The sequence below is a fragment of the Pseudomonas sp. IPO3778 genome, assembly GCF_013386825.1.
In the GTDB taxonomy this organism is placed as follows: Bacteria; Pseudomonadota; Gammaproteobacteria; order Pseudomonadales; family Pseudomonadaceae; genus Aquipseudomonas.
This window is the reverse complement of record NZ_JACARC010000044.1, coordinates 77,538-98,999: the sequence shown is the minus strand read 5'-3', so window position 1 is coordinate 98,999 and position 21,462 is coordinate 77,538. Positions and strand designations below refer to the sequence as shown.

Genomic DNA, 21,462 nt, shown 5'->3' with positions numbered 1-21,462 from the left:
TAAGAGCGGAACCATAGGCGGCCGTTACCTAAATAACGGATAAACACACCCACCCAGCTCCACATTTTTGATAAGCGTATGTCAGGCGTGTACGCGAACCCACACGCTGACCAACACCGTAGCCGCCATCAACCACGCCACCGCTGCCACCGCCAGCGACGCCTCCAGCCGCATCCGGTCCACCATCACGTACAGCGTCGCCAGGTACACAAAGTACGGAATGATCGACCACATCCCGAACACGATGGTGGTCTTCAAATCCTCCACCGAGCGGCCCTTGCCGACGATGTAATGGGCGATCAGCGCAAACGTCGGAAACAGCGGTACCAAGCCTGCGATGTAATAGTTTTTGGTCTTGGCCAGCGCCGCCAGAATCAGCACCACCCCCGCACCCAATGCCGCTTTCAGCAATAAATCCACACTGCGCTCCTAGTGGCTCAAGCCGTATTTCTTGACCTTGTCGAACAACGTCGTCTTGGCCATGCCCAGTTCCTGGCTGGCCTGGGTCAGGTTGCCGCCGCTGCGTTGCAGGGCGTCGTTGAGCAGGTTGCGTTCGAAGGCTTCCACCGCTTCGGTGAACGCCAGGCCGTGGTTACCGCTGCTGTTGCCGCTCTTTTTGAACGCTGGCAACCCCAGGGCAAAGCGCTCGGCCACGTTGCGCAGTTCACGCACGTTGCCGGGCCAGTCGTGGCTCATGAGGTTGGACAAGGTCTGGTTGTCCAGGTCGGGCACGGTGCGGTCGAAACGCAGGGACGACTGCTGCAGGAAGTGTTCGAACAGCTGCAGGATGTCTTCGCGGCGTTCCCGCAGGGGGGGCAGTTCCAGGGTCACCACGTTGAGGCGGTAGTACAGGTCGCTGCGAAACTGGTTGGCGCGGCTCAGGTCGTCGAGGTCGGACTTGGTGGCGGCGATCACCCGGCAATCCACCGCCACGCTTTGGTTCGAGCCCAGGCGTTCCAGGGTGCGTTCCTGCAACACCCGCAGCAGTTTGATCTGCAGGTTCATCGGCATGCTTTCCACTTCGTCGAGGAACAGCGTGCCTTCGTGGGCGTGTTCGATCTTGCCGATGCGGCGTTTGCCGGCGCCGGTAAACGCGTTGGCCTCGTGGCCGAAGATTTCGCTTTCAAACAGGTTTTCCGGCAGGCCGCCGCAGTTCAGGGCGACGAACTGGTGGGAATGGCGCCGGCTGAAATCATGCAGGCAGCGGGCGACCAGTTCCTTGCCGGTGCCGGTCTCGCCTTCGATCAGCACGTTGGCCGAGGTGTCGGCGACGTTGGCGATCAGCTCCCGCAGGTTCTGCATGGCGGGGGAGCGGCCGATGATCCGGCCTTCCAGGGAGTCGCGCTCGGCCAGTTGCCGGCGCAGCGACCAGACTTCCCGGGCCAGGCCGCGCTGTTCCAGGGCGCGGCGGGCAACCTCTACCAGGCGCTCGGGGGAGAAGGGTTTTTCCATGAAGTCATAGGCGCCGTTGCGCATCGCGCCCACCGCCATGGAGATATCGCCGTGCCCGGTGATCAGCACCACCGGCAGGCTTTTATCCAGGGCCTTGAGCCGGGTCAGCAGCTCCAGGCCGTCGATACCCGGCAAGCGGATATCGCTGATGACGATGCCGGCGAAGTTTTCCCCGACACGGGTCAGGGCTTCTTCTGCGCTGGCCACGCCCACGCTGGGGATGTCTTCCAGGGCCAGGGCTTGCTGGCAGCCGAGCAATACATGGGGGTCGTCTTCGACGATCAGGACGGTCAGGTCGGTATTTTTTTCTGCGTTCATGTCGACTCGACGTGTGGAGGGCTTGCCAGCGGCAAACTCAGGACAAAGGCAGTACCACCGCTGGCCGGGTGCTCGACGGCGAGGTTGCCGCCGGTGGCGGCCGCAAGGCTGGCCGACAGCGTCAGGCCCAGCCCCAGGCCTTGCTCGCCGGGTTTGGTGGTAAAGAACGGTTCGAACAAATGCTTGCGTGCCTCGGGGTCGATACCGTGGCCGTTGTCGCGCACCTGCAGGCGGTATTTGCCGTCGACGATGTCGCCTTCCAGCCACAGTTCGGGGGCGGGTTGCGCCTGCATTGCGTCCAGGGCATTGCCGATCAGGTTGACCAGGATCTGCTCCAGGCGTGTCTGGTCGATCTGTAACTGCGCGTGGCTGAAGTGACGGTGCACCGTCAGCGGCAGGGCCTCCAGGCGACTGCCCAAAATCTGGAACGTGGCGTCCACCGCCTTGCACAGACTGGCTTCGCCCTGGTCATCCCCGCGCCGCGCAAAGGAGCGCAGGCTGGCGGTGATGCGGCCCATGCGGTCGATCAGTTCGTTGATGGTCTTGAGGTTGGCGCTGGCGGTGTCCAGGGCGCCACGCTCCAGGAAGCGCACGGTGTTGCCCGACAGGGTGCGCAAGGCGGCCAGGGGCTGGTTCAGTTCGTGAGCGATGCTGGTGGACATCTGGCCGATGGCCGCGAGTTTGCCGGCCTGTACCAGTTCGTCCTGGGCCCGGCGCAGGGTTTCCTCGGCCTGGCGCCGCTCGCGAATCTGGCTCTTGAGCCGCTCGTTGCTGGCCCGCAGGTCAGTGGTGCGTTCGGCAATCCGTCGCTCCAGCTGGTTGTTGGCTTCCTGCAAGGCTTCCCGGGCGGCGAGGCGGGTGGCGATCACCTTGCGGCGCTCGTTCCAGGCAATTAGCAGGAACGCCACCAGGGCGAAGGCCACGGCCACCAGGATGCCCTGGTTGATGGCGGCCCGGCGCAGGTCATTGAGCGGGGTCAGCAGGGTGAAGTTCCAGGGGGTGTCATTCAGCGGGCGGGTCTGGGCCAGGTAGCTCACCTCATGCTCGTCTGCCACCACTTCGCTGTTGGCCGGGAAGGTCAACTTCTCGGTGCCTTCGTTGAGGCGCTCGCGGGCCAGGGGTTCCAGCTCGTTGAGGGTCGCCCAGTAATATTGCAGGCTGTGGGCGAGGCGGTCCTTGGTGTCATCGCTCAGGGGGCGCACGGACTTGAGACGACGGGCCGGGTCACTGGAAAGAATGATGATGCCGTTCTCGTCACTCACGAAGGCCTCCAGGCGCGCCCGCTGCCAGCGCTCTTCCAGCGCTTCCAGGCGTACCTTGACCACGGCCACGCCGATGATCTTGCCGTGTTCTTCCAGGCCATGGGCCAGGTAATAACCGGGCTCGCCGTTGGTGCTGCCGATGCCGTAGAACCGGCCGGGCTGGCCGCGCACGGCATTCTGGAAATAGGCACGGAAGGACAGGTCTTCACCTTGGTAGCTGTCGGCATCGCGCCAGTTACTGGTGGCCAGCACACGGCCGGTGGTGTCCATGACGTAAATCGCCCGGCTGCGACTGCGCCGGTTCAGGCCTTCAAGGTAGTCGTTGACGGTTTTGCGGGTTTCCTGATTCGGGTCGGCCAATAGCCTGGAGACGCTGGATTCCAGCTCCAGGAGGCTGGGCAGGTAGGTGTATTTGCTGAGTTCGCTCTCGACGGTGCGGGCGTGCAATTCCAGCTGGCGTTCGCCGGTGTCGGTGAGGGTGCGGATCCCATAGAACTCACTGATCCAGAAGCCGACGTAACCCAGTCCGATCATCAGAGCGATGATCAGCGGCGGCAGGAACAATTGGCGAATCAGACGAGGCTTCACGGCAAGTGATGGCGGCGCGGCGCGAAAGAGGTTGGGGTCGCATTTCATCACAGATGCCTTGGGTCAGCTATCGCTCACTTGCCCGCTGTAGGAGCGAGCTTGCTCGCGAAAAACTCAAGGGCACCGCGCTCATCCAGGATGCTCGCGTTATCGTTGACGTCTTTCGCGCGCAAGCTCGCTCCTACAGAAGAGCAGCGAGCTGCGGCTTTTTAGTGCTGCAGGATTTTCTCAAGGAAGTGCTGCGCACGCTCGGAGCGGGCGCTGATGTCGCCGAAGAATTCCTCTTTCGGACAGTCTTCGATGATCTTGCCAGCGTCCATGAAGATCACCCGGTCAGCGACCTTGCGGGCGAAACCCATTTCGTGGGTCACGCACATCATGGTCATGCCTTCGTGGGCCAGTTGCACCATCACGTCGAGCACTTCGTTGACCATTTCCGGGTCGAGGGCCGAGGTCGGTTCGTCGAACAGCATGACGATCGGGTCCATCGCCAGTGCGCGGGCAATCGCCACACGCTGTTGCTGGCCGCCGGAAAGCTGGCCCGGATGCTTGTGGGCGTGGGCCGACAGACCGACGCGCTCCAGCAGTTGCAGGCCTTTCTTGGTGGCTTCTTCCTTACTGCGGCCCAACACCTTGATCTGCGCGATGGTCAGGTTTTCGGTGATGGTCAGGTGCGGGAACAGCTCGAAGTGCTGGAACACCATGCCCACGCGCGAGCGCAGTTTCGGCAGGTTGGTCTTCGGGTCGGCGATGGACGTACCGTCGACGACCACGTCACCTTTCTGGAACGGTTCCAGGGCGTTGACGCACTTGATCAGGGTGGATTTGCCCGAACCGGACGGCCCGCACACCACGATCACTTCGCCTTTTTTAACCTCGGTGCTGCAATCGGTCAGCACCTGGAAGTCGCCATACCACTTGTTGATATTCTTGATAGAGATCATACGGCAAACCTTTTTTGCAGACGCTTGACCAGCAGCGAGGCGGAAAAGCTGATGATGAAGTAGACGACACCGGCGAAGATCAGGAACTCATTGGAGCGGCCAATGATGTCGCCGTTGGAGCGGGCGGAGTTGAGGAAGTCCACCAGGCCCACGGTGTAGACCAGCGAGGTGTCCTGGAACAGGATGATCGACTGTTGCAGCAGCAACGGGGTCATCTTGCGGAACGCCTGGGGCAGGATGATCAGGCGCATGGTCTGGCCATACGTCATGCCCATTGCTTGCGCGGCGGCCATCTGGCCCTTGGGGATCGACTGCACGCCGGCCCGCACGATTTCACAGAAGTAGGCCGCCTCGAACATCATGAAGGCCACGACGCAGGAGGTGAACGCACCGATCGGGGTGTCTTCGCCGGTGATCCAGCGCAGCACGAACGGCACCGCCAGGTAGAACCAGGTGATCACCAACAGCAGCGGGATCGACCGGAAGTAGTTCACATAGGCACCGGCCAGGCGCGACAGCAGCTTGTTGGACGACAAGCGCATCAGCGCCAGTATAGTGCCGATGATGATCCCGCCGATCACGCCCATGACCATCAACTGCAAGGTCATGACCATGCCGTTCCACAGGCCCGGGATGGCGGGGATGATGCCACTGAAATCAAATTCCATTATTTACCCCCCACGGAGATCAGGCCGGGCACGGCGACTTTCTTCTCGACCACGCGCATCAGCAGCATCAGGCTCATGTTCAGGGTGAAGTAGATCAGCGTGGCCAGGGTGAAGGCCTCAAACAGGTTGGCCGAGAACTCGGCGGTCTGTTTGGTTTGCGCCAGCAGTTCCATCAAGCCGATCAGGGACGCCACGGAGGAGTTCTTGAAGACGTTGAGGAATTCGGAGGTAAGCGGCGGAATGATGATCCGGTAGGCCTGGGGCAGCAGCACGTTCCAGTAGATCTGTGGCAGCTTGAAGCCCATGGCGCGTGCGGCAGCTTCCTGGCCACGTGGCAGCGCCTGGATGCCGGTACGCACTTGTTCGCACACACGGGCGGCGGTGAACAGGCCCAGGCACACGACAACGCTCAGGTAGGCCGAGGTGGTCGGGTTGAGGTCTTGTTTGTACCAGTCCTGCAGGTTCTGCGGCAGCATGTCGGGTATCAGGAAATACCAGATGAACAGCTGAACCAGCAGCGGTACGTTACGAAACAGTTCCACGTAGCAGGTCGCGATGCCCGATACGATGCGGTTTGGCACGGTGCGCATGACGCCGAGTACGGAGCCCAGCAGCAAGGCGATAATCCATGCCACGACGGCGATGGCGATGGTCCAGCCCAGCCCGGAGATGTACCAGTCGAGATAAGTCTCGCTGCCAACGCCGGTGGACTTGAAGAATACGCCCCAGTCCCAGTTGTAATTCATTAGGGTCTCCCCTCGAGATCGATCGATGTACAAGCACCCGCTTGGGGAAGATCCTTTCCCGCCCGGCGGTGAACGCCAGGCACACGCGATCGGCTCGAAAACCGCCAGGTCGAGTGTTCCAAAATTAAAGCCAGCAGGTAGTAACAGACGCCTGGGGGAGTGTTGGCTCCCTCAGGACATAAGCTTAGTCAGGTATCAGATTTTTACGTCAGGCGCTGGCTTGTCGCTCGGAGTGGCGATCAGATCCTTTACCTTCTCGCTCATCGGGAAGTTCAGGTTCAGGCCTTTTGGTGGAATCGGGCTTTCAAACCACTTGCTGTAGATCTTGTTGATCTCGCCGGATTTGTACAGGCCAACGATCGCGTCATCCACGGCCTTCTTGAAGGCCGGGTCGTCTTTACGAACCATGCAGGCATAGGCTTCGAAGGACTGTGGAGTACCGGTGATCACCCAGTCGTCCGGCTTCTTGGCCTTGGCTTCTTCACCAGCCAGCAGGGCGTCGTCCATCATGAAGGCTACGGCGCGGCCGCTTTCCAGCATCTGGAAGGATTCGCCGTGGTCCTTGGCGGAGATGACGTTCATGCCCATCTGCTTGTCGGCGTTCATCGCCTTGATGATGCGCTCGGACGTGGTGCCGGCGGTGGTCACGACGTTTTTGCCTTTCAGGTCAGCGAAGTCGCTGTAGGACGGCTTGCCATCCTTGTCTTTCTTGACCAGCAGGCGGGTGCCGATTTCGAAGATGTTGACGGTGAAGTCAACTTGCTGGGCGCGTTCGGCGTTGTTGGTGGTGGAGCCGCACTCGATGTCCGCGGTGCCGTTCTGGATCAGCGGGATACGGGTTTGCGAGGTGACCAGGTTGTACTTGGTCTTCAGGTCGGGTTTGTTCAGGTCTTTTTTCAGGGCTTCAACGATAGCCAGCTGAATGTCGTGGGAGTAGCCCACGGGTTTGCCCGAACCATCCGCGATGTAGGAAAACGGAATGGAGCTGTCGCGGTGAGCGAGAGTGATCGTGCCGGAGTCGTTGATTTTCTTCAGTGTGCCGGTGAGTTCGGCGGCGAAAACTGGAGTGCTGATCAGAGCAGCAGCGATAGCTGCGCCCAAAATATGGGGAACGATACGCATCAATACTTCCTCGACATTTGTTTTTTTTATGAGACCGGTTAGGGCGGCCACGTTTTTATATAAACAGTACTGCGAAAGCCCGTGACGGCTCCTGAGGCGCCTCAGGCAATCGCCTACGAGTGTAGAGCATGACTCGTGCCATACCGGGGATAAAAGGTTAACTACATGATTTATATGCAGATTAACTTTGTGTGACGGGCTTTTTCGATCGACTTGGTCCGGCAAACCGAATAGCCAGGCGGATGGTGTTCGGAAAACCGAATGGAGGGATAACCCTGTATCACTCATGAAAAAGCCCCGGGCGTTTGGCGCCCGGGGCTTTTTTGGTAGGGCTCTGTCAGAACGTGTAGTCAGCCGACACGACCGCGGCGCGCCCATCACCCGGCACCGCCCAACCGTTGTTGCGGATGCGGGTGAGGTACTGTTTGTCGAACAGGTTGTTGACGTTCAACTGCAGGTTCAGCTGTTTGTTGACCTTGTAGCCGAGCATCGCGCGCTGCACCGCGTAGCCGGGTGACGTCGGTGCACCGGCGGCACTGGCCAGGTACTGCTTGGTTTGCGCCGTGATGCCGTAGCCCACCTGGAAGTCGTGCGGCAGGTCGTACACCGTCCAGATACTGGCGGCATGTTTAGGGGTGAAGGTCAGCGGCTCACCTTTCTGCACGTCGATGCCGGTGGTGGCCAGGGTGTAATCGCTGGCGCTGCGCAGCACGCGGGTGTTCAGGTAGGTGTAGTTGGCGAAGACCTTCCAGCGGTCAGTGATCGCGCCGCTCAGGCCCAGCGCCACGCCATCGGCACGGGCCTTGCCGTCGAGGGTTTGGGTGCCGCTGAGGTTGCTCGGGTCGTTATCGGCGACTTTGTAGTTGGTGCGGTCATTGCGGAAGATCGCGCCTGTCAGCGACAGGGCATTGTCGAGCAAGTCCCATTTGGTGCCGATCTCATAGCTGACGGCGGTTTCCGGGGACACGTCGCAGTTGTTGGTGGCGATGCTCGAGCTTTTGGCCGGGGTGTAGCAGCCACCATTGACGCTGGCTTGGGACGGCGTCTTGCTGTTGCCGTAGGCGATGTAGAAGCTGCCGTTTTCCGCCGGTTTATAGACCAGGGCCATGCGGTAGGACGTCAGGTCATCCGCCTGGCCGTAGCGTATGCCAGGCGTCTCCACGCCGGTGCTGGAGTAGGCATTGGTCACCGAGCTGCCCGCGTTGTGCTCGTAACGCAAGCCGCCATTGATTTCCCATTGCGGGTTGAGCTTGAGCGTGTCGAAGGCATAGACGGCACGGTTGTTCAGCGCACCATCGATGTGGGCCGCGCGGGTAAAGTTGACGGGGCCGGACCATTCGGAATTGGGATCGCTGTAGCTGACCGGCGGCGGGACGATCGTGCTGCCGTTGGCGTTGGTCAGCCATTTTCCGGTATCCGCCTCGTATTCCTCGCGGCTGATGGCGATGCCGGTCACCAGTGTGTGGTCGATGAACCCGGTGCTGAAGTGGCTGGTGACGTCAGTCTGGTTGGTGAACATTTTGTTCTGGGTGTTGCGCTCGTTGCCCAGTGAGCCACCGCTTGGCTGGAAATAGCCCGGCTGCAGGCCCGCGGCGCAAGGGGCGCCCGTGATCTGGGTGCCGCTGGCCAGGCAGCCGGTCAGCGCACCTTCAGGGCCCGAGGCGCGCAGGTCCTGGCGAACCCGCTCGACCCGGGTGAAGTTGCGTACAGACACCGCGTCGGTGAAGTCGTGCTCAAGCTTCAGGCTGAACGAATCCGAGGTGATCTGCTGGTCATTGATGTTGTGGTAGCCGTAGTAATCGCTCCAGCCCACACCCGGCATGGGTTTGCCGTTGTAGATGGGGATACCGTATTGCGGCGTGTTGTCGTCTTTCTGGTGCTCGTAACTGACGGTGACGCGCGTCGGCGTGCCCAGGCCAAAGGCAATAGACGGCGCGATGCCCCAGCGCTCGTAATCTTCATAATCGCGACCGGGCACATCGTTACCATGGGCCATCAGGTTCAGGCGGAATGCGGTGGTGTCGTTGAGCGTCTGGTTGGTGTCCAGGGTGGTGCGCTTGTAGTTATCGGTGCCGATGCCGGCACTGATGGTGGTTTTGTCGCGCAATTCTGGCTGCTTGCTCACCAGGTTGATGGTGCCTCCCACTGCGCCGGAACCGGAATACACCGAACTTGCGCCGCTGACGACTTCCACCTGTTCCAGGTTGAACGGGTCGGTACGGCTGTATTGCGCGCTGTCGCGCACGCCGTCCACGTAGATGTCGCCGCTGGCGGAAAACCCGCGCAGGTTGATGCTGTCGCCGTAGCCGCTGCCACCTTCGCCGGCACCGAACGTGATGCCCGGCACGGTGCTGAGCACGTCGCGCAGGGTCAGCAGGTTCTGGTCATGAATCACTTCCTTGGGCACCACCGTGATCGTCTGCGGCGTGTCCCGCAGGGCTTCGGTGTACTTGGGAGAAGAGGGGGCCACAGGGTTGTAGGTGCTCTGGGCCTGACCTTCGATGCTGGTGGCGCCGAGCTGGATGACGCCTGTGTTGTCATCTGGTGCGGTCTCCGCCGCATAACTGAATCCTCCCTGCGCAGCCACTGCCAGGCCCACTGCCGACGCGAGCAAATGCCGCGATGAAAGGGGGGCAGAACTGATCCCGGTAGCCATTGAGTAATCTCTTGTTGGTGTAAGTGAGATGCGATCGTAATTGATAAGCAGTCTCAAATGTAATACTTTGTAACCAAATAATTCATGAAATTTTTGCGGTCCTTGATCGCCACGCGGGGCAGTAATGCAGAGTGGGCAGCCAGGCAACGAGTCGTCTGACATCGGTGATAACCCGCGTGCCTATGTGCGTTGGGTGATGCATGCCGCTCAATTGGGTGATGCCGACGCGCAGGCGACCCTGGCCCAGCTGCTCCTTGACGGCCGCGGTGTACAGAAGGATGAGGCGCTGGCGTTGAGCTGGTTTCGCATCGCCGCCCGGCAGCGCCACCCCATGGCGATCAACATGATCGGGCGCTGTCTGGAGAATGGGTGGGGCTGCGAAGTCGATTTGGAAGACAGCGCGCAGCATTACCGCAAGGCCGCCGATCTGGGGCTGGATTGGGGTTTGTATAACTACGGCCAGTTGCTTACGCGCGGTCGCGGTGTGGAGCGTGACCTTGTTGCGGCCTACGAGCTGTTCGCTCGGGCTGCGGGCAAGGGGCACGCCAAGTCGATGAACCTGTTGGGGCGGTTCCACCATGAAGGCGTTGTGGTGCCCAAGAATGTTCAACTGGCGCGCCAGTGGTACCAGCGCTCGGCCGAGGCCGGGGATTTTCGCGGGCAATACAACCATGCCTCGGAGCTGGCTGAAGACGGCGACGAAGCGCAGGCCTGCCTATGGCTGGAGCGGGCGCTCACAACCGCTACGCCGGGTTTTCTGCAGGCGGCTTATCCGGTGCTGGTGGCCTCTGCCCTTGCCGGGATTCGTGAGATGGGCCTGCGCTACCAGCGCCATCTGCAGGCATGAAAAAGCCCCTGGACCTTACGGTGCAGGGGCCTTTTCACAACGGGTCGATCAGGCGGCTTCGATCTTGCCGCGATTGTGCTCAACCTTGGACAGGTAACGCTGCACGTTTTCCTGTTCTTCCGGTGTGGTGAACAAGCCCAGCTTGCTGCGGCGCCACAGGATGTCCTGGGGCTGCGTGGCCCATTCTTCGGCGCACAGGTAATCGACTTCGCGGGTGTACAGGCCGCCACCGAGGTGGTCGCCCATGTCGGCCAGCGACTGCACGCCTTCCAGCAGGCGCCAGGTGCGGCTGCCGTAGGTGGTGGACCAGCGCCGGGCAATCTCGCTCGGCACCCAGTCGAACTTGCTGCGAATCGCATCGGCCAGGGCTTCTGGCGTGCTCATGTTTTCGCCGCCGGGCAGGGTGGCCGTGGCGGTCCAGCTTGGGCGCATCTGGGTGAAGTACGGCGCCAGTTGCGCCATCGCCGATTCGGCCAGCTTGCGGTAGGTGGTCAACTTGCCGCCGAACACCGACAGCAACGGCGCCTCGCCCGAGGTGCCGGACAGCGCCAGGGTGTAGTCGCGGGTCACGGCCGACGGGTTGTCGGATTCGTCGTTGCACAGCGGGCGCACGCCGGAATAGGTGTGCACGATGTCATCGCGGCTCAGCTGTTTCTTGAAGTGCGCGTTGACCACGTTGAGCATGTAGTCGGTTTCACCTTCGGTAATCGCCACTTTTGCCGGGTCGCCGGTGTATTCGCGGTCGGTGGTGCCGATGATGGTCAGGTGGTTCAGGTACGGAATGGTGAAGACGATGCGCTGGTCTTCGTTCTGCAGGATGTGCGCGTGGGCGCCTTCGTACAGCTTCGGTACGATCAGGTGGCTGCCCTGAATCAGGCGGATGCCGTAGGGCGAATCCAGCTTCAGGTCATCCTTGATGAACTTGGCTACCCACGGGCCAGCCGCGTTCACCAGTGCCCGGGCGCGGATCGAGAACAGGCTGCCGTCGGCACGTTCCATGTTCATTTCCCACAGGCCTTTGCTGCGGTGCGCGCTGACGCAACGGGTCTGGGTGTGGATATGCGCACCCTTTTCCCGCGCGGCCATCGCATTGAGTACGACAAGGCGGGCGTCGTCTACCCAGCAGTCCGAGTATTCAAAGCCTTTGGTGATTTCGCTTTTCAGCGGGCTGTCGGGGCCGAACTTGAGGCTCTTGGAACCTTCGAGTTTTTCCCGCTTGCCCAGGTGGTCATAGAGGAACAGGCCGGCGCGAATCATCCATGCCGGGCGCAGGTGCGGGCGGTGTGGCAATACAAAGCGCATCTGCTTGACGATGTGCGGGGCCTTGGCCAGCAGCACTTCCCGTTCAGCCAGGGCTTCGCGCACCAGGCGGAATTCGTAATGTTCGAGGTAACGCAGGCCGCCGTGGATCAGCTTGCTGCTGGCGGAGGAGGTGTGGCTGGCCAGGTCGTCCTTTTCGCAAAGGAATACCGACAAACCGCGCCCGGCTGCGTCTGCTGCAATGCCGACGCCATTGATCCCGCCACCGATAACGGCGACGTCATAGACTTCAGCAAGCGGTGGGGCAGGCAAGGTAGAAGGGTTCATCGGCTGGCCTCGCGATCTTTTTCATATTGGAATTCGAACATAAATGTTCATTTGCGAAAATGGTAGCTTATAAACGCGGGCACAGCCAGTCCGCTTCGATTGAAAATACTGATCGAAGGGCGAATAAAGGAATATTTGTGAACTGATAGTTCCCACGCTCTGCGTGGGAATTCAGCCTGTGACGCTCTGCTTCGAACAGCGGACGCGGAGCGTCCAGCGAGGCATTCCCACGCGGAGCGTAGGAACGATCAGATAGGCTTACACCACTTCCAGCCGAATCTTGTGCTGATTCAACAGTTGCACCAGCGCCGGAACCGGCTGCTGATCGGTGACTAAACAATCAATCAAACTGATCGGTCCCAGGCGAATCATGGCGTTGCGCCCGAATTTGCTGGAGTCCGCCGCCAGGATCACCTTGCGTGCATTGGCAATGATCGCTTGAGAAACCCGCACTTCCTGATAATCGAAGTCTAACAGGCTGCCGTCTTCATCGATCCCGCTGATGCCCACCAGGGCAAAATCGACCTTGAACTGGTTGATAAAGTCGACGCTGGCCTGGCCCACCACACCGCCGTCACGGCGCACGTTGCCGCCGGTCAGGAGTACGTCGAAGTCGTCTTTGGCGCTGAGCATCATGGCGACGTTGAGGTTGTTGGTGATGATTTTCAGGTGGCTGTGGTTTAGCAGCGCACGGGCAATGGATTCGGTGGTGGTGCCGATGTTGATAAACAGCGAGGCGTGATCGGGGATTTGCGCGGCGATAGCTTCGCCGATGCGTTGTTTTTCATCACGCATCTGATCGGCACGCATGGCGTACGCGGTGTTTTCAACGCTGGAGTCATAGGCTGCGCCGCCGTGGTAGCGGCGCAACAGATTGGCTTCCGCCAGTTGATTGATGTCACGGCGGATGGTTTGCGGGGTGACAACGAAGAGCTGCGCCATTTCCTCAATACTCACATAGCCGCGTTCGCGAACCAGTTCGAGGATTTGTTGCTGGCGGGGAGGCAGATTCATGGTGCGTCCTTTGGGCTGCCGTAAAAAGTGGCCCATGATGACGCAGGAATCAGCTCCCTGCCAGTTACAACCCTATGAGGGTCCGGCGCTTGGCTTATTCAGCGCCTTCGTGAGGTTCCCAGTCGCGGGTGCGGCTGACTGCTTTTTGCCAGCCGGCGTAGAGTTTTTCCTTCGCCGCTTCTTCCAGTTGTGGTTCGAATTGACGCTCGATCACCGCCTTGCCGCGCAATTCGTCCAGGCTGCCCCAGAAACCGCACGCCAGGCCCGCCAGGTAAGCGGCGCCCAATGCGGTGGTTTCGCGCATTTGCGGGCGCTCTACCTGGGTGCCGAGAATGTCGGCCTGGAACTGCATCAGGAAGTTGTTGGCCACCGCGCCACCGTCTACCCGCAGGGATTTAAGGCGTTCGCCGGAATCCTGCTGCATGGCGTCGAGTACGTCGCGGGTCTGGTAGGCAATCGACTCCAGGGCGGCACGAATGATGTGGTCCACACGTACGCCACGGGTCAGGCCGAACAGCGCGCCACGGGCATACGGGTCCCAGTAGGGCGCGCCCAGGCCAGTGAAGGCGGGTACCAGGTACACGCCGTTGCTGTCCTTGACCTTGCTGGCGAAGTATTCGGTATCGGTAGCGTCGGCGATGATCTTCAGTTCGTCACGCAGCCACTGCACGGTGGAGCCGCCGTTGAATACGGCGCCTTCCAGGGCGTAGGCCACTTCGCCACGGGGGCCGCAAGCGATGGTGGTGAGCATGCCGTGCTTGGATTTCACCGCCTTGTCGCCAGTGTTCATCAGCAGGAAGCAGCCGGTGCCGTAGGTGTTTTTCGCCTGGCCCGGTTCTACGCACATTTGGCCAAACAGCGCCGCCTGCTGGTCACCGGCGATGCCGCCGATGGCGATGCCGCTTTTGGTACGGCCGTAGATTTCCGAGGAGGACTTCACTTCCGGCAACATTTCCCGCGGCACGTCGAGAATCTCCAGCATCTTCGCATCCCACTCCAGGGTGTGGATGTTGAAGAGCATGGTGCGCGAGGCGTTGGTGTAGTCGGTGACGTGGGTCTTGCCGCCGGTAAATTTCCAGATCAGCCAGCTGTCGATGGTGCCGAACAGCAGTTCGCCGTTACGCGCACGCTCGCGGCTGCCTTCGACGTTGTCGAGGATCCACTTGAGCTTGGTGCCGGAGAAGTACGGGTCTGTTACCAGGCCAGTGGTGTCGTTGATGTATTGCTCGTGGCCGTCGCGCTTGAGCTGCTGGCAGATCTCGGTGCTGCGGCGGCATTGCCAGACGATCGCGTTGTAGATCGGGCGGCCGGTGACTTTGTCCCAGACGACGGTGGTTTCACGCTGGTTGGTGATACCGATGGCCGCGACCTGGTCATGGTGCAGGCCGGCTTGTGCCAGGGCCTCGACCATCACGGCGCTCTGGGTGGCGAAAATTTCCATCGGGTCATGTTCGACCCAGCCGGCTTGCGGGTAATGCTGGGTGAATTCACGCTGGGCGGTGCACACCACGTTGGCGTCACGATCGAAGATGATCGCCCGGGAACTGGTGGTGCCCTGATCGAGGGCAATGATGTAGTTCTTATTCTGAATGTCGGTCATGTCGATTGCCTTGGACGGAGAATAGGGAAGTTAAGTAAACAGCCTGGGCCGCAAAAGGGCAGTGGGCCCAGGCTATCGCATCAGGACGTACGGGTTTTGCCGGTTGCGGCCGTTTCGGTGGCATCCGTTGTAGCCACTGCGGTGCTCGGCAAGTGGCGGGCAATCAACCCGCGATACGCGGCTGCGCCGAGGCAGGCACCGACAATCGGTGCAAAGATCGGAATCAGGAAATAAGGAATATCGCGCCCGCCCGTGAAGGCCATTTCACCCCAACCGGCGAAAAAGGTCATCAGCTTGGGGCCGAAGTCACGCGCCGGGTTCATCGCAAAACCGGTCAGCGGGCCCATGGCACTGCCGATCACGGCGATCAGCAAACCAATGAGCAGCGGCGCCAACGGGCCACGGGGCAGGCCGTTGTTGTCGTCGGTCAGGGCCATGATCACGCCCATCAGGATCGCGGTGATGACCATCTCCACCAGGAACGCCTGGGCAGTGCCGAGCAGTGGATGAGGGTAGGTGGAGAACACCGACGCCAACTCCAGGCTGGCCTGGGTGCCGCGAATCATGTGGTGGGTTTGTTCGTAATCGAAAAACAGGTTGCTGTAGAGCGTGTAAACCAACGCCGCCGAGCAGAAGGCGCCGGCGACCTGGGCGATGATGTAGAACGGCAGTTTACGCTTCTCGAAATCGGCAAAAATGCACAGCGCGATACTGACCGCAGGATTGAGGTGAGCCCCGGAAATACCGGCACTCAGGTAGATCGCCATGCTGACGCCGATCCCCCAGATGATACTGATTTCCCACAAGCCAAAGCTGGCGCCCGCGACCTTGAGCGCAGCAACACACCCGGTACCGAAGAAGATCAGCAGCGCAGTGCCCAGAAATTCGGCCATGCATTGGCTTGAGAGTGAAGGCTGTTGAAGAGCAGTTGTCATGGAAAACCTCTGTTTTTGTTGTTGTCTGGCGTTTTGCCTCAGCGGGCAATCGGCGATTTTCGCCGTGGCCAGGATCCCCATCCTGTTCGCGGCTTACTGCTTTGAATCCGTAGGTCTATTCCTACAGTATTCGTAAACGAAAAAATATAGACAAGAATGACGGCTGTCAAAGGTCGAAAGTGAACGATCGGTCATTTTGTAATTATTGGTGTGGTGAATGATCGTGGCGTGGACGCAGGGAGTGGCGGAAGAGGGTCGGGTGGGGGCGTCGCAGAGGGCATCGGACTAGAGCCTTTTGACGCGTGTTGGCCTAGAATTGGCCGTCTGTTTTTTTCACCGTTTTGCCAAGCCTGGAGCCCTCATGACGCCCGCATTGGACCTGTTGAAAAAAGTTCGCGCCGAACATCGAATCCACAGTTACGAACATGATCCCAAGGCGGCGTCTTATGGCCTGGAGGCCGCGGAAAAATTGGGGCTCGATCCGGCGCAGGTGTTCAAGACCCTGCTGGCCAGCAGTGAAAAAGCTGAGCTGCTGGTGGCCGTTGTGCCGGTCGTCGGAAGTTTGGATTTAAAAGCGTTGGCGCAGGCGGCGGGGGTGAAAAAGGTCGAGATGGCAGACCCGGCCGCGGCGCAGCGCGCGACCGGTTATTTGTTGGGTGGCATCAGTCCGCTGGGGCAGAAGAAGCGCCTGCGCACCTTTGTCGATGTGACGGCGCAGTCGTTTCCGACCATTTTTATCAGTGCGGGGAGAAGGGGGCTTGAAGTGGAGTTGGCAGCAGCGGTGCTGGCCGAACACACCCAGGCCAAGTTCGCGGAAATTGGCCGGGCGTGATGCTTTCTGTAGGAGCGAGCTTGCTCGCGAAAATCGTTTACGGTAACGCGGTTTTCCTGAATGAGTGTGGTGCTCTCAGGTTTTTCGCGAGCAAGCTCGCTCCTACATGGCTTGGAACAAGACCAGGTGCTCGGCCGCGACGCGAATCCCCACATCGGCACCGACCAAGTGGTCGGCATGGCTGGGAAAGATCGATTCCAGCTGCGCGCCTGTCGGCAGCTGCAGGCGATACAGGGTCGATGCACCGAGGAATGTCTTGCCGACAATCCGCGCTTTCAAGGCGCTGTCCGGTGCATAAACAATGTCGTCGGGGCGCAGCAATACATCCACGGCGCCGCCTGTAGGCCAGGTGTAGGCACGATTGCCGCGCAACTCGCCCAGTTCGGTGGTGACCGACTCCGGCGTATTCAGCTGCCCGCGAATGAAGTAACCCTGGCCAATAAAGCTGGCGACAAAGGGTGTCAGCGGTTCGTGGTAGAGGTTGTAGGGCGTATCCCACTGCTCCAGGCGACCTTCCTTGAACACACCCACATGGTCACTCACCGCGAAGGCTTCTTCCTGATCATGGGTCACCAGAATCGCACTGGTGCCCCGCGCCTTGAGGATGTCGCGCACTTCATGGCTGAGCTTGCGCCGCAGTTCACCGTCGAGGTTGGAGAAGGGTTCGTCCAGCAGCAACAGCTGTGGTTCCGGCGCCAGGGCACGGGCCAGGGCGACGCGCTGTTGCTGGCCGCCGGAGAGCTCGTGGGGGAAGCGTTTGCCCAGGTTCTTCAGGTTCACCAGTTCCAGCAGTTCGGCGACGACCCGCTCTTTTTGCGGGTGTTTGCGAATGCCGAAGGCGATGTTGTCGGCCACGCTGAGGTGTGGAAACAGCGCGTAGTCCTGGAACACCATGCCGATCCGACGTTTCTCCGGCGCCAGTGTGAAACCGGCACTGGAGATGACTTCGCCCGCCAGGCTGATCTCGCCTTCGTGCACTGGCTCAAACCCGGCTATGGCTCGCAGGGTGGTGGTCTTGCCACAGCCCGAGGAGCCCAGCAGGCAACCGATGTCGCCGGCGTTGAGGTGCAGGTTGAGGTTCTGCACCACCCGTTGGTCCTGATAACCGCATGCCAGATTGCGCAGGTTCAGCAGTAATGGCTGGCTCATGCAGGGCGGTACGCCGGTGCAACCAGAAATTCGAGCAGGGCCTTTTGTGCGTGCAGGCGGTTTTCTGCCTGGGCCCAGGCCACCGAGCGTTGATCGTCCAGCAGGTCGAGGCTGATTTCTTCACCGCGGTGAGCCGGCAGGCAGTGCATGAACAGCACGTCCGGTGCGGCCGCATCGAGCAGCGCGCGGGTGACCTGGAACGGTGCGAACAACGTGAGGCGTTTGGCGGTTTCTTCTTCCTGGCCCATGGAGGTCCAGACGTCGGTGCTCACCAGGTGCGCACCGATGACCGCCTCGCGCGGGTCGCGGACGATAGTCACGCGGTCGCCGGCCTGGGCCAGGAATTTTGCGTCCGGCTCATAGCCTTCAGGGCAGGCAACGCGCAACTGGAAGTCGAACTGGATCGCCGCTTCTATATAACTGTTGCACATGTTGTTGCCGTCGCCGATCCAGGCCACAGTCTTGCCCTGGATCGAGCCGCGCTGTTCGAGGAAGGTTTGCATGTCGGCCAGCAACTGGCACGGGTGCAGGTCATCGGACAGACCGTTGATCACAGGCACGCGGGAGTTGGCGGCAAATTCGGTGAGGGTGCTGTGGGCGAAGGTACGGATCATCACCGCATCCAGCATGCTCGACATCACAATCGCGCAGTCGCTGATGGGTTCGCCGCGGCCCAGTTGGGTATCGCGAGGCGACAGGAAGATGGCCTGGCCGCCGAGCTGGATCATGCCGGCTTCGAAGGACACACGGGTGCGGGTCGACGACTTCTCGAAAATCATCCCGAGCACGCGGTTTTTCAAAGGCTCGAACAGTACGCCGCGGTTACGCAGGTCTTTAAGCTCAATGCCTCGACGGAGCACGCTGACCAGCTCTTCGGGCGTGCAATCCATCAGGGAGAGAAAGTGCCTTGCGCTCATCATTAACTACCTTTTTGCAACAGACCGCAGATACTCAAAGCCTTGTTTATTTTGAAAACGGGCGAGACCTGCGGCGAAAGCCGCACGGGGCGACGAAATAGGGGAAGGCGCGATCTTATAATTAAATGTCGCGTCTTACCAATAGGGTGCTTGATTTATAGGGAATCTGGCTGGGCCAATGATGGGCCCAAACGACGAAATTACAGCTTGCCCGGTTCGGTCCCGTCGGAGGTGGAGCTAATCCACTTCGTATAGGTCGAGAGCAACATTTGTACACTGTGACCCGGCTGGTTTGCAATAAGCCCCGCGTTCCGGTTTGGCATCAGACGCGTCGTTGCCTGTGAACTTGGTGCAGTTACCTCTGAGCTTTCAATGCGGGCCCACCCTCCAGCCTTGGGGTGGTCTCAAATGATGATCCACTAGAGCAGTTTGGCACCCTTCAGGAGGCAGAGGTCGCAGTTTTCTTCCGGTGTCCGGCTGTTGATCTTTGGCGGCCTCAGGTCAAATTGCGAGTCGGCCAAGACCCACTGTGCTGGTATTTGCAGATGACAGCTGTTTTCGATTCGGCCGTGCAGAAACTGGCCACAGGGTTGGGCAAATACTCGCGCTTGCGGATCAAGCTTCGAATGGTTCGCCCTTATAGCTGGCGAACCCAGCCTGTATCGAAGTAGAACGGCAGCTGGGGTGTAGGTGCCAACCTACATCCCGACCGCGGTATCGGTAGATTTAACGTAGCGTTTGCAGTCCTGTACCCGACCGGATAGCGAATAAGAACGAGATAAATATCAGATGTGGAACGATGTTGTACACAACCTATAACTCAAGCCGCTGTGCCGTACAGAACCAAGTCGGCACCGTCGATGCCGTGGTAACGCAGAGTGATGCGGTAGCCGAGACGATGCAGTGACAGGGGGATTTCAATCATGTCCGGAGCGTGGTGGTACACGCTGACTGCAAGGATTGGTTTGCGGTCCCGCAGCAAGTCCTGAGAATGCTCAATAATTGAAGACTCGGCGCCTTCTACATCAAACTTCACATAACAAGGGTCGCCCACCTCTTTCATGAAGTGCTCCAGTGTGTAGCTATTGACAGTGATCTGCCCTTTTTCAGAGAGGCGCGCTGCCATGTCGCCGGTCGCATCGAATTTCAGGACGCCTTCCACCCCGTCCATCGCCGCATGATGGCTGCTTTGTTCGATGTCGAGTCCGTCCATGTACTCCTTAAGCTTGGCGTAATTAGTCGGGTCTGCTTCAACAGCAACTATTTTTCCAGGGCGTGGGAAGTGCTGGAGGAACAACTTCACTGTGTCGCCATCATAGGCGCCGGCGTCAATAAAGTTAACAGGGCTATCGAATGGAAGGCCGATGTCGTTCGGAAAGTATGGCGGTTCGGTGAACTCGCTGAAGTTCCATTCGAGCGTGAGACGGAAAGCCAGTTGTTCCAGAAACGTGCGGCGTGAGGTTTCGTCAGCGAGTGCTTCATACACTGCGATAATATCGTTCCGGTATTGTCGATAGCTATTCGGATGTGCAGCGTGAGCGATTGAAAGCTCCGGAAAAAGCCACGGGATATGCATGAACGAAAGTGTTTTTTCGCCAAACCTGTCCAAGGTGTTTTGATAGTTGTGGTGAGGATTATGGATGCATACAACGATAGACGAAGAGGCAGACACAGGTGCGCTAACGACCGGCAAGCCGTCGATCACCGTGCCTTGTTTGGCGGGTGTGTCGTCGATAAAGCCACGGGGCTCACATCCAACCTTGCGAAATAGGGCGAGTACCGCACGCCCCATGTTGCCGGAGCCATACAGATAAAAGTCGTTGCTGTCGAAGAACGCAATCTTGTCTGCTAATTCGCGAGAAGAACGTTCGAAGAGGGCGTCAATAGTTTCGCTGATATTAGTCATGGGCGGTCTATCCGGGATTGGCGCCATTCAGTGGCGGTGGAGGCGACCCCGCGTCCCTGCCCGAAAAAAACTCGCTCTTCGGACGTAGTAAGCTTGTCGCCGATCATGTTCGTGAAATCATATTGTTGTGCCATGAACGGCGGTACCAGAATATGGTTGATAGCGCGACGCTTGGCGTGGGACGAGTTCTTGCCGGTGCGGTGGTATAGCATGCTGTCGAATAGAATCCAGTCGCCCGGTTGTGCGTGTATGCACGTCTGGTTTCTGCGCACATAGCGGTCGGAAGGGAATTTCTCAACCTTATGAGTGGCCGGCAGTACATAAGTGCCACCCGTCACTGCGTCAAAAGGGTCAATGCATAACAAGGCACTTAACGCCAAGCAACGTGAAGAAGTCCAGTGCTGGTAATTAAGGTCGCGGTGCCAAGTAAATTGATAGTGATTTGTTGACGGTATATTAATAATTGCATTCTGAGAATACAGAATGAAGTTCTTTCCAAGAAGCGCATTTGCGACTTTGTGCATCTTGGGGTCCATTGCAATTTCTATGAATTCATCGAACTCAGCACAGGGAGCACGAGCGATATTGGCATCGTTGATCTTTAAGAGGTTCTGCTCGCCGCCAAGCTTCTCGCACTGCATCTCATAGGATAAGTCCGCGTACTGCGAAACTTTCGCTATCATCGCAGCGTCGAAGCTACTGCGTAGGATGGTGTAGCCCTTGGTTAAGATTTCCTCGACGCAGAAGTCTGTTTCGGTTTCACATGACCACCGTTCAGTAATGCCATGGCATATCACATGATCATCTAGCTCATTCATCGCAGCTCCATCCATGGGGACTAAGGTCATTTCAAAGATCTACTGACAGAACCGCCAAAGGCGTAATGGCACCGTTTCAGACTGAGCGTTACTTGGCAATG

At 59.4% G+C, this 21,462-nt stretch carries 18 protein-coding genes; 2 read left to right on the top strand and 16 right to left on the bottom strand.

The genetic code is table 11. From position 1 onward, the window contains the following. Positions 1 to 81: 81 nt before the first annotated feature. The 8 genes from HX855_RS24135 to HX855_RS24100 all read right to left on the bottom strand — a co-directional run bounded on the left by HX855_RS24135 (position 82) and on the right by HX855_RS24100 (position 9,756). Entirely contained in the window at positions 82 to 411 is a 330-nt protein-coding gene (locus HX855_RS24135) for a GlpM family protein (RefSeq protein ID WP_167410176.1), read from the bottom strand. An 18-nt stretch (positions 412 to 429) separates the two neighbouring features. Continuing rightward, on the bottom strand, positions 430 to 1,770 hold the full coding sequence (locus HX855_RS24130; protein WP_177084724.1) for a sigma-54 dependent transcriptional regulator: 1,341 nt from the start codon (positions 1,768 to 1,770) through the stop codon (positions 430 to 432). After that, entirely contained in the window at positions 1,767 to 3,668 is a 1,902-nt protein-coding gene (locus tag HX855_RS24125) for a sensor histidine kinase (RefSeq protein WP_177084726.1), read from the bottom strand. Before HX855_RS24125 ends, HX855_RS24130 begins: the two co-directional genes overlap by 4 nt. A 161-nt stretch (positions 3,669 to 3,829) precedes the next feature. Further along, positions 3,830 to 4,564 (bottom strand): amino acid ABC transporter ATP-binding protein, encoded by a 735-nt coding sequence (locus HX855_RS24120; RefSeq protein ID WP_010170183.1) that lies wholly within the window; start codon positions 4,562 to 4,564, stop codon positions 3,830 to 3,832. Beyond that, positions 4,561 to 5,232, bottom strand: a complete 672-nt coding sequence (locus HX855_RS24115; protein ID WP_177084728.1) for an amino acid ABC transporter permease — start codon at positions 5,230 to 5,232, stop codon at positions 4,561 to 4,563. The genes HX855_RS24120 and HX855_RS24115 overlap by 4 nt, the downstream gene beginning before the upstream one ends. Beyond that, on the bottom strand, positions 5,232 to 5,978 hold the full coding sequence (locus tag HX855_RS24110; protein WP_177084729.1) for an amino acid ABC transporter permease: 747 nt from the start codon (positions 5,976 to 5,978) through the stop codon (positions 5,232 to 5,234). The genes HX855_RS24115 and HX855_RS24110 overlap by 1 nt, the downstream gene beginning before the upstream one ends. 195 nt (positions 5,979 to 6,173) lie before the next feature. Then, positions 6,174 to 7,100: a glutamate/aspartate ABC transporter substrate-binding protein gene (locus HX855_RS24105; RefSeq protein ID WP_177084731.1), complete on the bottom strand. Its 927-nt coding sequence runs from the start codon at positions 7,098 to 7,100 to the stop codon at positions 6,174 to 6,176. 337 nt (positions 7,101 to 7,437) lie between these two features. Next, positions 7,438 to 9,756 carry a TonB-dependent siderophore receptor gene (locus HX855_RS24100; protein ID WP_177084733.1) on the bottom strand — a complete coding sequence of 773 codons (2,319 nt, stop codon included), beginning with the start codon at positions 9,754 to 9,756 and terminating at the stop codon, positions 7,438 to 7,440. A 124-nt stretch (positions 9,757 to 9,880) separates the two neighbouring features. Here HX855_RS24100 and HX855_RS24095 point away from each other — a divergent pair, with 124 nt between their 5' ends. Continuing rightward, positions 9,881 to 10,603 carry a tetratricopeptide repeat protein gene (locus HX855_RS24095; RefSeq protein WP_177084735.1) on the top strand — a complete coding sequence of 241 codons (723 nt, stop codon included), beginning with the start codon at positions 9,881 to 9,883 and terminating at the stop codon, positions 10,601 to 10,603. 48 nt (positions 10,604 to 10,651) lie between these two features. Here HX855_RS24095 and glpD read toward each other — a convergent pair whose 3' ends face one another. The 4 genes from glpD to HX855_RS24075 form a co-directional block, all read right to left on the bottom strand. Then, complete coding sequence (gene glpD / locus HX855_RS24090; protein WP_177084737.1) at positions 10,652 to 12,190, bottom strand: glycerol-3-phosphate dehydrogenase; 1,539 nt, start codon at positions 12,188 to 12,190, stop codon at positions 10,652 to 10,654. Positions 12,191 to 12,448: 258 nt separating this feature from the next. Then, positions 12,449 to 13,204 (bottom strand): DeoR/GlpR family transcriptional regulator, encoded by a 756-nt coding sequence (locus tag HX855_RS24085; RefSeq protein WP_003208723.1) that lies wholly within the window; start codon positions 13,202 to 13,204, stop codon positions 12,449 to 12,451. A 94-nt stretch (positions 13,205 to 13,298) separates the two neighbouring features. Then, the gene (gene glpK / locus HX855_RS24080) at positions 13,299 to 14,804 is read right to left on the bottom strand and encodes a glycerol kinase GlpK (protein WP_177084739.1); all 1,506 of its coding nucleotides are present in this window, start codon (positions 14,802 to 14,804) and stop codon (positions 13,299 to 13,301) included. Between the two features lie 80 nt (positions 14,805 to 14,884). After that, positions 14,885 to 15,739, bottom strand: a complete 855-nt coding sequence (locus HX855_RS24075) for an MIP/aquaporin family protein (protein WP_177084741.1) — start codon at positions 15,737 to 15,739, stop codon at positions 14,885 to 14,887. A 361-nt stretch (positions 15,740 to 16,100) separates the two neighbouring features. Here HX855_RS24075 and ybaK point away from each other — a divergent pair, with 361 nt between their 5' ends. Further along, entirely contained in the window at positions 16,101 to 16,571 is a 471-nt protein-coding gene (gene ybaK, locus HX855_RS24070) for a Cys-tRNA(Pro) deacylase (protein WP_010170166.1), read from the top strand. 102 nt (positions 16,572 to 16,673) lie between these two features. Here the strand turns inward: ybaK and HX855_RS24065 are convergent, their stop codons facing one another. From HX855_RS24065 to HX855_RS24050, 4 genes are all read right to left on the bottom strand, one after another. Continuing rightward, positions 16,674 to 17,720, bottom strand: a complete 1,047-nt coding sequence (locus HX855_RS24065) for an ABC transporter ATP-binding protein (RefSeq protein ID WP_177084743.1) — start codon at positions 17,718 to 17,720, stop codon at positions 16,674 to 16,676. Continuing rightward, positions 17,717 to 18,637, bottom strand: coding sequence for an ornithine carbamoyltransferase (argF, locus tag HX855_RS24060; RefSeq protein ID WP_177084745.1), 921 nt, complete (start codon positions 18,635 to 18,637; stop codon positions 17,717 to 17,719). Before argF ends, HX855_RS24065 begins: the two co-directional genes overlap by 4 nt. Before the next feature lie 820 nt (positions 18,638 to 19,457). Next, entirely contained in the window at positions 19,458 to 20,543 is a 1,086-nt protein-coding gene (locus HX855_RS24055; protein ID WP_177084747.1) for an FkbM family methyltransferase, read from the bottom strand. Then, positions 20,540 to 21,361, bottom strand: coding sequence for a phytanoyl-CoA dioxygenase family protein (locus HX855_RS24050; RefSeq protein ID WP_177084749.1), 822 nt, complete (start codon positions 21,359 to 21,361; stop codon positions 20,540 to 20,542). Before HX855_RS24050 ends, HX855_RS24055 begins: the two co-directional genes overlap by 4 nt. Positions 21,362 to 21,462 lie beyond the last annotated feature (101 nt).

Coding starts and splice junctions, on each gene's coding strand:
- HX855_RS24130 (WP_177084724.1), bottom strand. CDS start 1,770: ATGAACGCAGAAAAAAATACCGACCTGACCGTCCTGATCGTCGAAGAC.
- HX855_RS24120 (WP_010170183.1), bottom strand. CDS start 4,564: ATGATCTCTATCAAGAATATCAACAAGTGGTATGGCGACTTCCAGGTG.
- HX855_RS24115 (WP_177084728.1), bottom strand. CDS start 5,232: ATGGAATTTGATTTCAGTGGCATCATCCCCGCCATCCCGGGCCTGTGG.
- HX855_RS24125 (WP_177084726.1), bottom strand. CDS start 3,668: ATGAAATGCGACCCCAACCTCTTTCGCGCCGCGCCGCCATCACTTGCC.
- HX855_RS24110 (WP_177084729.1), bottom strand. CDS start 5,978: ATGAATTACAACTGGGACTGGGGCGTATTCTTCAAGTCCACCGGCGTT.
- HX855_RS24100 (WP_177084733.1), bottom strand. CDS start 9,756: ATGGCTACCGGGATCAGTTCTGCCCCCCTTTCATCGCGGCATTTGCTC.
- glpD (WP_177084737.1), bottom strand. CDS start 12,190: ATGAACCCTTCTACCTTGCCTGCCCCACCGCTTGCTGAAGTCTATGAC.
- HX855_RS24085 (WP_003208723.1), bottom strand. CDS start 13,204: ATGAATCTGCCTCCCCGCCAGCAACAAATCCTCGAACTGGTTCGCGAA.
- HX855_RS24095 (WP_177084735.1), top strand. CDS start 9,881: ATGCAGAGTGGGCAGCCAGGCAACGAGTCGTCTGACATCGGTGATAAC.
- glpK (WP_177084739.1), bottom strand. CDS start 14,804: ATGACCGACATTCAGAATAAGAACTACATCATTGCCCTCGATCAGGGC.
- argF (WP_177084745.1), bottom strand. CDS start 18,637: ATGAGCGCAAGGCACTTTCTCTCCCTGATGGATTGCACGCCCGAAGAG.
- HX855_RS24055 (WP_177084747.1), bottom strand. CDS start 20,543: ATGACTAATATCAGCGAAACTATTGACGCCCTCTTCGAACGTTCTTCT.
- HX855_RS24050 (WP_177084749.1), bottom strand. CDS start 21,361: ATGAATGAGCTAGATGATCATGTGATATGCCATGGCATTACTGAACGG.
- ybaK (WP_010170166.1), top strand. CDS start 16,101: ATGACGCCCGCATTGGACCTGTTGAAAAAAGTTCGCGCCGAACATCGA.
- HX855_RS24065 (WP_177084743.1), bottom strand. CDS start 17,720: ATGAGCCAGCCATTACTGCTGAACCTGCGCAATCTGGCATGCGGTTAT.
- HX855_RS24105 (WP_177084731.1), bottom strand. CDS start 7,100: ATGCGTATCGTTCCCCATATTTTGGGCGCAGCTATCGCTGCTGCTCTG.
- HX855_RS24075 (WP_177084741.1), bottom strand. CDS start 15,739: ATGACAACTGCTCTTCAACAGCCTTCACTCTCAAGCCAATGCATGGCC.